Here is a 14,129-nt window from a genome sequence, read left to right as displayed (position 1 = left end):
AGGGGCTTTAGCCGCGACACCTCCCACTCTTTTCCCGTTTTCCGCAGGAACCACGACCATGGCCAGCCCCACCCAAGTCACCGCCTCGACCTGCTGCTACTGCGGCGTGGGCTGCGGCGTGCTGATCGAGCACGACGGCGAGCAGATCCTCGGCGTCACCGGCGACCCCAGCCACCCGGCCAACTTCGGCAAACTGTGCAGCAAGGGCTCCACACTGCACCTGACCGGCGACCTCGACGCCCGCGCCCTCTACCCCGAGCTACGTCTGGGCAAGGGCCTGGCCCGTACCCGCACGGACTGGGACAGCGCCCTCGATCACGCCGCGGCAATCTTCGCTGAAACCATCCGTGAACATGGCCCGGACAGCGTCGCCTTCTACATCTCCGGCCAGTTGCTGACCGAGGACTACTACGCCTTCAACAAGCTGGCCCGCGCCCTGGTTGGCACCCACAACATCGACTCCAACTCGCGCCTGTGCATGTCCAGCGCCGTGGTCGGCTACAAACGCAGCCTCGGCGCCGACGCTCCGCCCTGCAGCTACGAGGACATCGAGCAGAGCGATTGTGTGCTGATCGCCGGCTCCAACATGGCCTACGCCCATCCGGTGCTGTTCCGCCGCCTGGAAGAGGCCAAGGCGCGCCGCCCGGAGATGAAGGTGATCGTCATCGACCCTCGGCGCACCGACACCTGCGAGCTGGCCGATCTGCACCTGGCGATCCTGCCCGGTACCGATGTCGCGCTGTTCCACGGCATCCTGCATATCCTGCTCTGGGAGGGCTGGATCGACCGCGCCTACATCGACGCCCACACACAGGGTTTCGAGGCACTGAAGGATCTGGTGCGCGACTACACCCCCGCCGCGGTCGCCGACATCTGCGGCATCGACCGCGAGGCGCTGCAGACCTGTGCCCGGTGGGTCGGCCAGGCACCCAGCTTTCTCTCGCTGTGGTGCATGGGTCTGAACCAGTCCAGTGCCGGCTCGGCGAAGAACAGCGCGCTGATCAACCTGCACCTGGCCACCGGGCAGATCGGCAAGCCCGGTGCCGGCCCCTTCTCCCTCACCGGCCAGCCCAATGCCATGGGCGGCCGCGAAACCGGCAGCCTGAGCAACCTGCTACCGGGGCACCGTGAGGCCAACAATACCGAGCACCGCGCCGAAGTGGCCCGCTACTGGGGCGTTGACGCCCTGCCGGAGACGCCTGGCCTGTCCGCCATCGAGCTGTTCGACGCGGTGCACGACGGCCGTATCAAGGCGTTATGGATCGCCTGTACCAACCCGGCACAGTCGCTGCCGAACCAGAGCAAGGTGCACGAAGCCCTGGCTGCCTGCCCCTTCGTAGTGGTGCAGGAAGCCTTCTTCACCACCGAAACCTGCCGCTACGCCGACCTGCTGCTGCCCGCCGCCAGTTGGGGCGAGAAGGAAGGGACGGTGACCAACTCCGAGCGCCGCGTCAGCCACGTGCGCCGCGCCGTGCCAGCGCCCGCAGAGGCGCGGCCAGACTGGTCGATCACCTGCGACTTTGCCCGTCGCCTGGAAACTCTTCTCCGCCCCGGCCTGCCCAGCCTGTTCGATTTCGCCGATAGCGAAGCGCTGTTCGAGGAATACAAGCACCTGACCGCTCAGCGCGACTTAGACCTCTCGGGGCTGAGCTACGCGTTGCTGGATGACCAGGGCCCCCAACAATGGCCATTTCCGCCCGGCGCACGCCGGGGCACCGAGCGTCTCTATGGCGACGGCCGCTTCCCCACCGCCAGCGGGCGCGCACAGTTCCATGCCGACCCGTACCACGCGCCGAAGGAGAAGCGCGAGGCGCGCTATTCACTCACGCTCAACACCGGTCGCCTGCGCGATCAGTGGCACGGTATGAGCCGCACCGGCACTGCCGCACGCCTGTTCGGCCATGTCGAGGCTGCCGTGCTCGGCCTGTATCCGGACGAGCTGCGGCGCAGACGCCTCAACGATGGCGATCTGGTCAAGTTGCGCAGCCGTCGCGGCAGCCTGATCCTGCCGGTACAAGCCGACGAATCGGTACGCCCCGGCCAGGCCTGGCTGCCGATGCACTGGGGTGATCGTTTCCTCAAGGGGCTGGGCACCAATGTGCTGACCCAGCCAGCCTTCGACCCGCTGTCCAAGCAACCGGAGCTCAAACATGCCGGCGTCGAGGTGGATAAGGTTGAGTTGCCCTGGCAGCTGTTCGCCCTGGTCGAGGGCGAGGTGCAGACACGCTTCGAGGCCCTGCGCCCGCTGTTCGAAGACTTCGCCTATGCCAGCCTCACCCCTACCGGCCGCGAACGCCCGGCCCTGCTGATCCGCGCCGCCTGTGCCGTGGCGCCTCCGCCCGAGCTGTTGGCGCAGATCGACCGCCTGCTGCGCCTGCACGAAGGGCCGGTTCTAGCCTACGACGACCCGCGTCGCGCAGTCGGCAAGCGTGTGCGCATCGAGGACGGCCGTATCCAAAGTATCCGCCTGGCCGGCGAAACCGCCGCCAGCGAATGGCTCAAGGGACTGTGGCGGGACGGCCAGGCCGATGCCGAACTGCGGCGCTGGCTGCTCGCCTCGGTTTCCGCGCCGCCAGGCAATGCCGAAGCAACCCCGCGCGGCAAGATTCTGTGCAACTGCCTGAACGTCAGCGAAGGCGCGGTGTGCGCCGGCATCGAACGCGGCCTGGATCTCGATGGCCTCAAACAGACGCTCAAGTGCGGCACCAGTTGCGGCTCCTGCGTCCCCGAAATCAAGCGCCTGCTGGCTCGCCAGCCGGTAGCCGTACACGCCTAGAGGAACCTGATATGAGCGCAAAAGTCTGGCTGGTTGGTGCCGGCCCCGGCGACCCCGAACTGCTGACCCTCAAGGCGGTGAAAGCATTGGGTCAGGCCGAGGTGGTGATGATCGACGATCTGGTCAACCCCGTCGTGCTGGAGCACTGCCCCGGCGCACGCATCGTTGCCGTGGGCAAGCGCGGCGGCTGTCGCTCTACTCCGCAGGCCTTCATCCATCGCCTGATGCTGCGCTATGCGCGCCAGGGTAAATGCGTGGTCCGGCTGAAAGGCGGCGACCCGTGCATCTTCGGTCGCGGCAGCGAAGAAGCCGAGTGGCTGCAAGCACATGGCATCGAGGTGGAATTGGTCAACGGCATCACTGCAGGCCTGGCTGGTGCCACACACTGCGGTATCCCCCTGACCTTGCGCAGCGTTGCACGTGGCGTCACGCTGGTCACCGCCCATACCCAGGACGACAGCTCGCTGAACTGGCAGGCCTTGGCCCAGAGCGGTACGACGCTGGTCATCTATATGGGCGTGGCCAAACTGGCGGATATCCAGAGCGGTCTACTCGCAGGCGGCATGAGCCGCTCGATGCCGGTGGCGATGATCGAGAACGCCTCGCTGCCGCAGCAGCGTGAATGCCGCAGCAGCCTCGCAGCCATGCAGGATGACGCCACGGCATTTGCCCTGAAGAGCCCGGCCATCCTGGTGATAGGCGAAGTCGCCCGAGCCAGCACAGCACGTGGCATGCACCAGCGTCTGCATGCCTGAGCAGGTGCAACCATCGTTTGCTCGCCGCCACTTGGCGGGCCGTTTTTCAGCAGAAAAAGAAAAACCCGACCGAGGCCGGGTTTCTCTTTACAGCACCAGAAGCATTACTGCTTGATCTGGGCTTCTACTTCGGCTTCAACGCGACGGTTGATGGCACGACCAGCGTCAGTAGCGTTGTCAGCTACCGGACGGGTTTCGCCGTAGCCGGCAGTGTTCACGCGGCTGCCGTCTACGCCGTACTGGTTGACCAGTACGTTACGCACAGCGTTGGCACGACGCTCGGACAGCTTCTGGTTGTAGGCGTCGGAACCGACGGAGTCGGTGTGGCCTTCAACGGTGGTGGTGGTCTGCGGGTACTGGTTCATGAAGTCAGCCAGGTTCTTGATGTCACCGTAGCTTTCTTCTTTCACGCGATCCTTGTTGAAGTCGAACTTGACGTCCAGCTCAACACGAACGGTTTCCAGAGCCGGTTCCGGAGCTGGCTCAGGCATCGGCTCCGGAGCTGCGGCTACAGGAGCCGGAGCCGGGGCCGGCTTGCTGCCGCCACCGAAGTTCAGACCGACACCGACGCCAGCTTGCCACTCGGTGTCGCCCTGGTCGATGTTGTACAGAGCCTCAACGCCGGTACGGGCGTAGAAGTTCTCGGTGAAGTAGTACTTGGCACCAGCGCCAGCGATGGCCAGCGTCGAGTGGTTACGACCACCGTCGTTGGCATCACCAATGCTCTGATGGCCGAAGCCGGCAGACACGTAAGGACGCAGACCTACACCCGGCTGGCCGAAGTGGTAGATGGCCTTCAGGTCGGTCAGGTTGCCCTTGATGTTCTTGCTGCCAGCAGCGCCTTCGCCACGCAGGTCGTGGTATTCGCCGTAGGACAGAGCCAGTTCGACATCATCGGTCAGGTAGTAGCCAACGCTGCCGCCGAACAGGTTGCCTTCATCGTGAGCGAAGTCACGCTGAGAGTCGGCGAAGTAGCGATTGACGAAGCCCTCCACCTCGACAGCGCCTTGGCCTTGTGCCAGCGCGCCGAAGGAAGTTGCGGCAACGAGAGAGCCAATGACGACGCCCAAGGTGTTTTTTACTTTCATCCGTTAAATCCCCATCTTGGTGGTTAATAAGTCGCCGGATAATGCGGTCGGCAACTTGGCGGCGATTTTAGCAGGGTTCGCCCTCCCCTTAGTGGTCGGAAAGCTGAACTAAGTTTCGGACGTTTCCGAAAAATTATCCCGCAACCGATCCAATGCTCGCTTGTAGCGCATTTTCGTAGCGCTCAAGCCCATGTGCATGATGTCGGCAATCTCTTGGAACTCGAGCTCTGCGACAAAACGTAGCACCAGAATCTCGCGGTCGATCGGGTTGACGTGCACCAACCAGCGATCCAGACCGCCACGCTCCTCGACCTTGGGAGCCTTTTCCTCGGAAGCTTCTTCGAGCGGATCCAGACTTAGCGCGTCGATCAATCGACGCTTTCTGCGCTCTTTCCGATACTGCGTAATGCATTCGTTGTAAGTGATGCTGTAAAGCCAGGTCTTGAACTTGGATTTACCTTCGAAGTTCTTCAGACCATATAAAACCTTCAGCATCACCTCCTGACAGACATCGTCAGCGTCCCTTTCGTTCCCCAAATAGCGCGCGCACACGTTGAACAGGGTGCGCTGGTAACGGCGCATCAACTCTTCATAGGCACGCGTGATATGAAACAGCTCGTCGTGAGCGCGCGCCACCAGCTCCTCATCGGTGAGCTCGCGGGGGTCATAACGCGTGGGCAGGGTTTGAGCGTTGTTCAAAACAGGTCGGGCCGACGGACAGGACGAAAAGTGCCCGGCAGGTCATCCCACCGGGCAGCTGCATAAAATACCAGATTGCTGTCAGCGACTGTTGACGCGTTGCTCGAGCATCACGCGATTGGCCACCGAAACCAGCTCGCCGGAGTCGGTCAGCAGGATGGTTTTCACCGTACCGATCTCCTCGATCTGTCCTTCGACCTCACCCACACGCACTTGTTGCCCGACCTGGAACAACTCGCGCACATAAATGCCGGCCAGAATCTGGCTGGCGATGTCCCGACTACCGAGACCAAGTGCCAAAGCCACCGCCAGGCCCACGGAAATCAGCACGATGGCGATGACGTTGTTGAGCAGGTCGGTCTTGACCTCCAACTGGCCGATGGCCACGGAGATGCTGATGATGATCACCAGACCTTGGGCCACTCGGCCCAGCCCTTGCGCATAGTCCAGCCCGACACCCTCGGCCGCGCCGCGCACCAGGCTGCTGACCAACTGCGCCAGGAGTACGCCTGCCAACAGCACCAGAGCTGCACCAAACACCTTGGGCAGATACAGCGCCAATACGTCCAGGGTCGAGGAAATACGCTGCAGACCGAGCGATTCGGCTGCCGACACCAGGAAGATCAGCAGCACGAACCAGTAGACGATCTTGCCGATCAGGGTCGAGACCGAAACCTGGATGCCAACGCGCGCCAGCATCTTGGTCAGGCCCGTACCGGCCATCAGGCGGTCAAGACCGACCTTGTTAAGCAGTTTCGACAGCAGCGTATCGAGCAGCTTGGCCACGACGAAACCCAGCAGCACCAGCACCAGAGCGACGAACAGATTGGGAATGAACCCCGCCACCTTGGTCCACAGGGCGGTCATGGCGGAAATCAGGCTTTGAGTCCAGGGGTCGAGTTCCATTTCAATCGGCCTTATCAGCAGAAGCAGAGGATGGTGTACGGCGCACCGGCGCCACATGCGCCGAGCCATTGTTCAAAGCGATCATCAGCGCCTGCAGCCAATGGCCCAGCAGACTGAATAGATCACCGGCACCCACCTGACGGTTGGCGGTTTTCAGCACCCGATGCAGGCAGGCGTCATCATCGCGAGCCGACGGCGTCGACTTGAGCAGATCGCGCAGGGATTCTTCGAATGGATCGTGCATGGGCACCTCACAGGATGTCTGGGCTAGACGCCCGAAGCGCGGGACGGGTCACAGTTCATAGCCAACGCCAGCGGCGATAGAGCAGCAATTGCGCAACGGCCAGCAGCACCATCAGGCCGCAGGCAATGAAGAACCCGGTCGGATTGTCCGCGCCCGGTATGCCGCCTACGTTGATGCCCAGCAGGCCGGTGAGGAAGGTCAACGGCAAAAACATGCCGGTGATCACGGTGAAGCGGTACATGATGCGATTCATGCGTTCGCTCATGCGCTGGCTCTCGGCTTCGAGCACCAGGCTGACGCGCTCGCGAACCAGTTCCAGCTCCTCGAGATAACGCGTCAGACGGTTGTTCAGCTCGTTCCAGTAGTCGTCGTCATCTTCGACGAACCAGGGCTGGCGATTGCGCGCAAGCTGCGCATAGAGATCACGCTGCGGCGCCAGAAAGCGCCGCAGACTGGCGGCTCTGCGCCGAACCTGCAGCATCAGGCCGTGATCGGGCCGATAACGCTCGTCATCATCCAGTCGATCTTCTTCAAGATCGAGCTGCTCGCTGAGTTCGGCCACCAGATCGTCGACGCGACTGGTCAGGTGCCTGGCCAATTCCAGCAGCAGTTCGGACGCCGTACGCGGCCCCTTGCCAGCCTGCAGATCGGCAATCAGCGCATCGGTGGCCAGCAATGGGCGCAGACGCAGCGAGATGACCCGCCGCGCATCGGCGAAGATACGCACCGAAACCATGTCCTCGGGCTCGGCGCCCGGATTACGGTTGATGCCACGCAGGAACACCAGCAACTCGTTGTCCGGCAGCGGCAATAGGCGCGGGCGGGTGTTTTCTTCCAGCAGCAGGTCGCAACTGAATTCGTCCAACCCACTGCGCTCGCGCAACCAGCGCTGCGACTGCGGCTGACTTCGATCCCAATGCAGCCAGAGGCTCTCCTGCTCACCGAGCTGGAGATCATCGAGCGACTGTCGCTCGATACTGCGCGCGCCACCGTGCCCGTCGAGCACGAAGGCATGCAGCAGCGCCGAATCCTGATCCACCATAGGTTTAATCCGGCATGCTCAGGGCTTGCGGGGATACGATCACGCCGTTGTTGTCGGCATACAGATAATCGCCCGGCTTGAAGGTTACCCCACCGAAGGTGACCGGTACGTTCAGGTCACCGATGCCGCGCTTGTCGGTTTTCATCGGGTGGCTGGCCAGCGCCTGCACGCCAAGATCGGTCTGAGCGATGACGTCGACGTCACGGATGCAGCCGTACACCAGGATGCCTTCCCAGCCATTCTTGGCAGCCTTCTCGGCCAGCATGTCACCCAGTAGCGCGCGACGCAGCGAGCCGCCGCCATCGACCACCAGTACCTTGCCCTGACCGGGCAGATCCACCTGCTCTTTCACCAGAGAATTGTCTTCATGGCACTTGATGGTGACGATCTGCCCCCCGAAGGAATCGCGACCGCCGTAGTTGGCGAACATCGGCTCAACCACCTGAACCAGGTCAGGATAGGCATCGCACAGGTCTGGGGTGATGTAGTGCATGGCAAGACTCCTCTTGAGCTGGAGCTGGCGAGCGCGAGCGCGAACCAGGTACCTCGATGAGACAGCGATTGGTGAACATCATCCCGACGGCGCGCCCGGAGAATGACCGGCGCCGCGTCGGGCGTCACATCTTACCGGGATGCCGTGTCCGAAGAAACGCCGTCATGCCATGGCCTTCTCGGGAACCTCGAGCGCCTGGGGCAGTTGCAGATGCCTCAGCCAGTACTCGACCTGAGGCCAAACTTCGGACTGCGCCTCCTTGCTGACCAGCATTTCGATGTGACCGAAGTCGCTGGAAAAACCGCTGTCCTTGCCCAGCAGGAGAAATGCCGTAGACGCCTCGCTGAACTGCTGCAAAAGCTTGCGGCAGGCCCAGGCGGGATCCTGCTGATCGCCGGCCGCACTTACCGCCAGAACCGGCAGACGAACCTCCGCCAGTCCCGCCCACCAGTCATGTTCGCGGTCACCGAAACGACCGAACAGCCCCAGCCAACGCATGGTTTCACGCGCAATGCCGATCGGCTCGTCTTCCGGCCCGCGCTTCAAACGCCTGCCGGACAGATAAGGAAAAGCACGCAACGCCAACCGTGCGCCCCATTCCACCAGCGGAATCTTCAACGGCCAGTATTGCCGGCTGATCTGACTGCCGAACAGGGCAGCAGAGCGAACCCGCCTGTCGTCCAGATAGCGACCACCCAGCGCGGCGGCCAGTATCACCCCACCCAGGGAATGACCCAGCCAATGCGCCGTCTGCCCGGTCTGTTCATAGACGAATTCGGCGATGGCCGGCAGGTCGTAGCGCACGTACTGCGCCACGCTGTTGTCACGATAGTTCTGGTTACGCGGCGACAGGCCGTGCCCCCGCATCTCGGCGATCCAGACGTCGAAACCGGCTCGCGCCAGATAGGCGCCAAGACCAATGCCACGAGGCGAATACCAGAAGCGTCGATTGGAAAAGCTGCCATGCAGCAACACGACCGGCACACCGCGCCCCGCCTCCTCAGTGGCTCGACCCAGTCGAGTCAGTGCCAATTCGACGCTGGGGTCGGGGCTGTTATTGGGTTTGAGGCGATAGACATCTTCACTCAGATCTCCGCGCAATTCGGCGCTGATCAGCGCTACGGGGAAAAGCTCACTGCTGCTTTGCATGAATCGGACGACCGCACCGGCGACTTGCCATGAAAAAAACTCGAAACGGGCATTGAGCCCATTACGCCAAGCACGAAAAAGGGCGGGTTAGACCCGCCCTTTTTCGTCACTACCCGCGACGCTTAGGCCGACGCGCCTTCCGCGAGGAAGAACCAGGTATCGAGCACCGAGTCCGGGTTCAGCGACACGCTCTCGATGCCCTGCTCCATCAGCCACTTGGCCAGATCCGGATGGTCGGATGGGCCCTGACCGCAGATGCCGATGTATTTGCCAGCCTTGTTACAGGCAGCGATGGCATTGGCCAGCAGCTTCTTCACCGCCGGGTTACGCTCATCGAACAGGTGCGCGACGATGCCGGAGTCGCGATCCAGGCCCAGGGTCAGCTGGGTCAGGTCGTTGGAACCGATGGAGAAACCGTCGAAGAACTCGAGGAATTCCTCGGCCAGGATGGCGTTGGACGGCAGCTCGCACATCATGATGACCTTCAAGCCATCCTGACCACGGGCCAGACCATTGCTGGCCAGCAGTTCGACCACTTGCGACGCCTCGCCCAGGGTACGCACGAAGGGCACCATGATCTCGACGTTGGTCAGGCCCATCTCGCCCCGCACCTTCTTCAGCGCACGGCACTCCAGCTCGAAGCAGTCGCGGAAGGATTCGCTGATGTAGCGCGAAGCACCACGGAAGCCCAGCATCGGGTTCTCTTCTTCCGGCTCGTACAGCTTGCCACCAATCAGGTTGGCGTATTCGTTGGACTTGAAGTCCGACAGGCGCACGATGACCTTCTTCGGCCAGAAGGCGGCGGCCAGGGTGCTGATCCCCTCGACCAGCTTCTCGACGTAGAAGTCGACCGGATCACCGTAACCGGCGATGCGCTTCTCGACGCTGTCCTTGATCTCCGCCGGCAGGCTGGCGAAGTTCAGCAGCGCCTTGGGGTGCACGCCGATCATGCGGTTGATGATGAATTCCAGACGGGCCAGGCCCACACCTTCGTTCGGCAGTTGGGCGAAGTCGAAGGCGCGATCCGGGTTGCCGACGTTCATCATGATCTTGAACGGCAGATCCGGCATGGCGTCGACCGAATTCTTGCGAATGTCGAAGCCCAGCTCGCCTTCGAAGATGAAGCCGGTGTCGCCTTCGGCACAGGAGACGGTGACGCCCTGGCCATCCTTCAGCACGCTGGTGGCGTTGCCGCAGCCGACCACGGCCGGAATACCCAGTTCACGGGCGATGATCGCCGCGTGGCAGGTACGGCCGCCACGGTTGGTCACGATGGCGCTGGCGCGCTTCATCACCGGCTCCCAGTCCGGGTCGGTCATGTCAGAGACCAGCACGTCGCCCGGCTGCACCTTGTCCATCTCGGATACGTCGTGGATCACGCGCACCTTGCCGGCGCCGATGCGCTGACCGATGGCACGGCCTTCGACCAGCACGGTGCCCTTCTCTTTCAGCAGGTAGCGCTCCATCACGGTGGCGCTGGCGCGGCTCTTCACGGTTTCCGGACGGGCTTGCACGATGTACAGCTTGCCGTCGTCACCGTCCTTGGCCCACTCGATGTCCATCGGGCGGCCGTAGTGTTTCTCGATGATCAGCGCCTGCTTGGCCAGCTCGCTGACCTCGGCGTCGGTGATGCAGAAGCGCGCGCGCTCGGCACGGTCGACTTCCACGGTCTTGACCGAACGACCGGCCTTGGCTTCGTCGCCGTAGACCATCTTGATCGCCTTGCTGCCCAGGTTGCGACGCAGAATGGCCGGGCGGCCGGCTTCCAGGGTCGGCTTGTGCACGTAGAACTCGTCGGGGTTCACCGCGCCCTGCACCACGGTCTCGCCGAGACCATAGGCGCCGGTGATGAACACCACGTCACGGAAGCCGGACTCGGTGTCCAGGGTGAACATCACACCGGCGGTGCCGGTTTCCGAACGCACCATGCGCTGCACACCAGCGGACAGGGCGACCAGCTTGTGGTCGAAGCCCTGGTGCACGCGATAGGCGATGGCGCGGTCGTTGAACAGGGAAGCGAAGACTTCCTTGGCGGCGCGAATCACGTTGTCAACGCCACGGATGTTGAGGAAGGTTTCCTGTTGGCCGGCGAAGGAAGCGTCCGGCAGGTCTTCGGCGGTGGCGGAGGAACGCACGGCCACGGCCATGTTGTCGTTGCCGGCGCTCATGGTGGCGAAGGCTTCACGAATCTGCTTGTCCAGCTCGGCGGGGAACTCGGCGTCCATCACCCACTGGCGAATCTGCGCACCGGTCTTGGCCAGGGCGTTGACGTCATCGACATCAAGGCTGTCCAGCGCTGCGTGAATCTGCGCGTTCAGGCCGCTTTGCTCGAGAAAGTCGCGATAGGCCTGAGCCGTAGTGGCGAAACCGCCAGGAACCGATACGCCGGCGCCGGCCAGGTTGCTGATCATCTCGCCGAGGGATGCGTTCTTGCCCCCCACATGCTCAACATCGTGATTGCCGAGCTTATCGAGGGAAACTACGTACTCTACCAAGGTGATCTCTCCACTAAGATGTTGGAAAAGCTCAGAATTCGCGTAAAGCCAATTGCGCTTCGACCCTGCTGCATTAAAAGCAGGCTCTAGCTCGCAAGCCTTTGCACAAATTCTTGGGGGGCTGGATGCTCTGGCGGCTTACTCCGCAAGATTGTCGCCTTGCCCTTGAATAAGTAACAATGCCGAAACCCATAGGGCCGGCGAAAAACGCGGCCTATCATAGCCAAGAATCGAACTCAGCTTAAGGCCTTTGGCGCAAATGAAACGTACCGCTTTCTTCATCTCCGACGGCACCGGCATCACGGCCGAAACCCTGGGTCAGAGCCTGCTCGCGCAGTTCGAGAATATTCAATTCACCAAACTCACGCGTCCTTATATCGACAGCGTCGATAAAGCGCGCGCCATGGTACAACAAATCGATGCCGCCGCTGAAAGGGACGGCGTGCGCCCGATCATCTTCGACACCATCGTCAACCGCGATATTCGTGCGATCCTCGATACCGCAAATGGTTTCATGATCGACATCTTCTCCACCTTTCTCTCGCCGTTGGAGCAGGAGTTGAGCTCCCACTCCTCCTACTCCGTGGGCAAGTCGCATTCCATCGGCCAGAACTCCAACTACATGGAGCGTATCGAGGCGGTGAACTTCGCCCTCGACAACGACGATGGTGCCCGTACCCATTACTACGACAAGGCGGATCTGATTCTGGTCGGCGTGTCGCGCTGCGGTAAAACGCCCACCTGCCTTTATATGGCCATGCAATACGGCATCCGCGCAGCCAACTATCCGCTAACCGAAGACGACATGGAGCGTCTGCAACTGCCCGAGTCGCTGAAGAAATACCGCGACAAGCTGTTCGGTCTGACCATCGACCCGGATCGCCTCACCGCTATTCGCCATGAACGCAAGCCCAACAGCCGCTACGCCAGCTACGCCCAGTGCGAGTTCGAAGTCCGTGAGGTGGAAGGCTTGTTCCGCCGCGAGAACATCGCCTTCATCAACTCCACGCACTTCTCGGTCGAGGAAATCTCGGCCAAGATTCTGGTGGAGAAAGGTGTTGAGCGACGCCTTAAATAATCACCGCAAGCTCATGTTTTAAAAGAGAAAGGGCTCGAAACTTCGAGCCCTTTCTAGCTTCCGCCGTCAGAAACTTCCGCCCGGCACCCGCACCCAGCCTTCCATCAGGATGCGCGCGCTGCGGCTCATCACCGCCTTGGTCACTGTCCACTGGCCGTCGACCAGACTGGCCTGCGCGCCGACCTGCAAGGTGCCGGATGGATGACCAAAGCGCACCGCCTCGCGCTCACCGCCCCCCGCAGCCAGGTTGACCAGCGTCCCCGGTATGGCCGCCGCCGTGCCGATGGCCACCGCGCAGGTGCCCATCATCGCGTGGTGCAGCTTGCCCATGGACAGCGCGCGCACCAGCAGGTCGACGTCGCCGACCTTGATGTCCTTGCCGCTGGACGTGCGGTAATCCTTGGGCGGACTGACGAAGGCGATCTTCGGGGTGTGCTGACGTGTCGCAGCCTCCTCGGCGCTTTTGATCAGGCCCATGCGCAGGGCACCGGCAATGCGTATCTGCTCGAAGCGCGCCAGTTGCGCCGGGTCACCATTGATGTCCTCGCGCAATTCGGTGCCCTGATAACCGATGTCCTCGGCATTGACGAACACCGTGGGAATACCAGCCGTGATCATGGTTGCCTTGAAGGTGCCGATGCCGGGCACTTCCAGATTGTCTACAAGGTTGCCGGTGGGAAACATCGAACCGCCCTCCTCGCCGTCGTCGGACGGGTCGAGGAATTCCAGCACGATCTCCGCGGCCGGGAAGGTCACGCCGTCTAGCTCGAAGTCACCGGTTTCCTGCACCTGGCCACCCGTGACCGGTACATGGGCGATGATGGTTTTCTGGATATTGGCCTGCCAGATGCGCACCACGCAGGTGCCGCTCTCGGGGATCCGCGCGGGGTCGACCAGGCCGGCATGAATGGCAAACGCGCCGGCTGCGGTCGAGAGATTGCCGCAGTTACCGCTCCAGTCGACGAAAGCCTTGTCGATGGAAACCTGGCCGTAGAGGTAGTCGACATCGTGCTCGGGCTGGCTGCTCTTCGACAGGATCACGCACTTGGAAGTACTCGAGGTCGCACCACCCATGCCGTCGATCTGCGCGGCGTAGGGATCGGGGCTGCCGATCACGCGCATGAACAGCTTGTCGCGCGCCTCGCCCGGCACCTGGCAGCGCTCGGGCAGATCCTGCAGGCGGAAGAACACGCCCTTGCTGGTGCCGCCACGCATATAGGTGGCGGGGATTTTCACTTGCGGCAGATGAGCCATAGATGCAGTCCTGAAGTAGCCCGGATGCAATCCGGGGAGAATCATTCGACCTTGCCCCGGATTTCATCCGGGCTACGCGCTTGTCTCCCCTCTCCCGCTTGCGGGAGAGGGGCCGGGGGAGAGGGTCAATCAGACAACACCGAGCCGCCT

Annotated in this window: 12 protein-coding genes; 3 read left to right on the top strand and 9 right to left on the bottom strand. The window is 62.3% G+C overall.

The window, feature by feature from the left end; translation table 11 throughout:
- The first annotated feature begins 58 nt into the window (after positions 1-58).
- Positions 59-2,776: a molybdopterin-dependent oxidoreductase gene (locus tag VC352_RS00690; RefSeq protein WP_322977664.1), complete on the top strand. Its 2,718-nt coding sequence runs from the start codon at positions 59-61 to the stop codon at positions 2,774-2,776.
- 11 nt (positions 2,777-2,787) lie between these two features.
- Positions 2,788-3,531, top strand: a complete 744-nt coding sequence (gene cobA, locus VC352_RS00685) for a uroporphyrinogen-III C-methyltransferase (RefSeq protein ID WP_322977663.1) — start codon at positions 2,788-2,790, stop codon at positions 3,529-3,531.
- A gap of 104 nt (positions 3,532-3,635) precedes the next feature.
- Here cobA and VC352_RS00680 read toward each other — a convergent pair whose 3' ends face one another.
- The 8 genes from VC352_RS00680 to ppsA all read right to left on the bottom strand — a co-directional run bounded on the left by VC352_RS00680 (position 3,636) and on the right by ppsA (position 11,647).
- Positions 3,636-4,619 (bottom strand): OmpA family protein, encoded by a 984-nt coding sequence (locus VC352_RS00680; RefSeq protein ID WP_322977662.1) that lies wholly within the window; start codon positions 4,617-4,619, stop codon positions 3,636-3,638.
- 108 nt (positions 4,620-4,727) lie between these two features.
- Complete coding sequence (gene sigX / locus VC352_RS00675) at positions 4,728-5,318, bottom strand: RNA polymerase sigma factor SigX (protein ID WP_322977661.1); 591 nt, start codon at positions 5,316-5,318, stop codon at positions 4,728-4,730.
- 81 nt (positions 5,319-5,399) lie between these two features.
- A complete protein-coding gene (locus VC352_RS00670; protein ID WP_322977660.1) occupies positions 5,400-6,224 on the bottom strand; it encodes a mechanosensitive ion channel family protein in 825 nt (274 codons plus the stop codon).
- 1 nt (position 6,225) lies between these two features.
- Positions 6,226-6,468, bottom strand: a complete 243-nt coding sequence (locus VC352_RS00665) for a CrfX protein (RefSeq protein ID WP_322977659.1) — start codon at positions 6,466-6,468, stop codon at positions 6,226-6,228.
- Positions 6,469-6,523: 55 nt separating this feature from the next.
- The gene (locus VC352_RS00660) at positions 6,524-7,510 is read right to left on the bottom strand and encodes a zinc transporter ZntB (RefSeq protein ID WP_322977658.1); all 987 of its coding nucleotides are present in this window, start codon (positions 7,508-7,510) and stop codon (positions 6,524-6,526) included.
- Positions 7,511-7,514: 4 nt separating this feature from the next.
- A complete protein-coding gene (gene rraA / locus VC352_RS00655) occupies positions 7,515-8,003 on the bottom strand; it encodes a ribonuclease E activity regulator RraA (RefSeq protein ID WP_322977657.1) in 489 nt (162 codons plus the stop codon).
- Positions 8,004-8,165: 162 nt separating this feature from the next.
- On the bottom strand, positions 8,166-9,152 hold the full coding sequence (locus VC352_RS00650) for an alpha/beta fold hydrolase (RefSeq protein WP_322977656.1): 987 nt from the start codon (positions 9,150-9,152) through the stop codon (positions 8,166-8,168).
- 122 nt (positions 9,153-9,274) lie between these two features.
- On the bottom strand, positions 9,275-11,647 hold the full coding sequence (ppsA, locus tag VC352_RS00645; protein ID WP_322977655.1) for a phosphoenolpyruvate synthase: 2,373 nt from the start codon (positions 11,645-11,647) through the stop codon (positions 9,275-9,277).
- Between the two features lie 259 nt (positions 11,648-11,906).
- Between ppsA and VC352_RS00640 the strand changes: the two genes are divergently transcribed.
- Complete coding sequence (locus VC352_RS00640) at positions 11,907-12,725, top strand: pyruvate, water dikinase regulatory protein (protein ID WP_322977654.1); 819 nt, start codon at positions 11,907-11,909, stop codon at positions 12,723-12,725.
- A 66-nt stretch (positions 12,726-12,791) separates the two neighbouring features.
- Here VC352_RS00640 and prpF read toward each other — a convergent pair whose 3' ends face one another.
- Positions 12,792-13,979 carry a 2-methylaconitate cis-trans isomerase PrpF gene (prpF, locus tag VC352_RS00635; protein ID WP_322977653.1) on the bottom strand — a complete coding sequence of 396 codons (1,188 nt, stop codon included), beginning with the start codon at positions 13,977-13,979 and terminating at the stop codon, positions 12,792-12,794.
- Positions 13,980-14,129: the final 150 nt, after the last annotated feature.

This window comes from Pseudomonas sp. C11 (assembly GCF_034683865.1).
Classification (GTDB): domain Bacteria; phylum Pseudomonadota; class Gammaproteobacteria; order Pseudomonadales; family Pseudomonadaceae; genus Aquipseudomonas.
The sequence above is the reverse complement of the archived record's forward strand: the minus strand, read 5'-3'. Positions and strand labels throughout refer to the sequence as shown.

What these genes read in the sequence shown, in the direction of transcription:
- VC352_RS00670 (WP_322977660.1), bottom strand. Translation starts at nt 6,224, where the DNA reads ATGGAACTCGACCCCTGGACTCAAAGCCTGATTTCCGCCATGACCGCC.
- cobA (WP_322977663.1), top strand. Translation starts at nt 2,788, where the DNA reads ATGAGCGCAAAAGTCTGGCTGGTTGGTGCCGGCCCCGGCGACCCCGAA.
- VC352_RS00640 (WP_322977654.1), top strand. Translation starts at nt 11,907, where the DNA reads ATGAAACGTACCGCTTTCTTCATCTCCGACGGCACCGGCATCACGGCC.
- VC352_RS00665 (WP_322977659.1), bottom strand. Translation starts at nt 6,468, where the DNA reads ATGCACGATCCATTCGAAGAATCCCTGCGCGATCTGCTCAAGTCGACG.
- prpF (WP_322977653.1), bottom strand. Translation starts at nt 13,979, where the DNA reads ATGGCTCATCTGCCGCAAGTGAAAATCCCCGCCACCTATATGCGTGGC.
- rraA (WP_322977657.1), bottom strand. Translation starts at nt 8,003, where the DNA reads ATGCACTACATCACCCCAGACCTGTGCGATGCCTATCCTGACCTGGTT.
- VC352_RS00680 (WP_322977662.1), bottom strand. Translation starts at nt 4,619, where the DNA reads ATGAAAGTAAAAAACACCTTGGGCGTCGTCATTGGCTCTCTCGTTGCC.
- VC352_RS00690 (WP_322977664.1), top strand. Translation starts at nt 59, where the DNA reads ATGGCCAGCCCCACCCAAGTCACCGCCTCGACCTGCTGCTACTGCGGC.
- VC352_RS00660 (WP_322977658.1), bottom strand. Translation starts at nt 7,510, where the DNA reads ATGGTGGATCAGGATTCGGCGCTGCTGCATGCCTTCGTGCTCGACGGG.
- VC352_RS00650 (WP_322977656.1), bottom strand. Translation starts at nt 9,152, where the DNA reads ATGCAAAGCAGCAGTGAGCTTTTCCCCGTAGCGCTGATCAGCGCCGAA.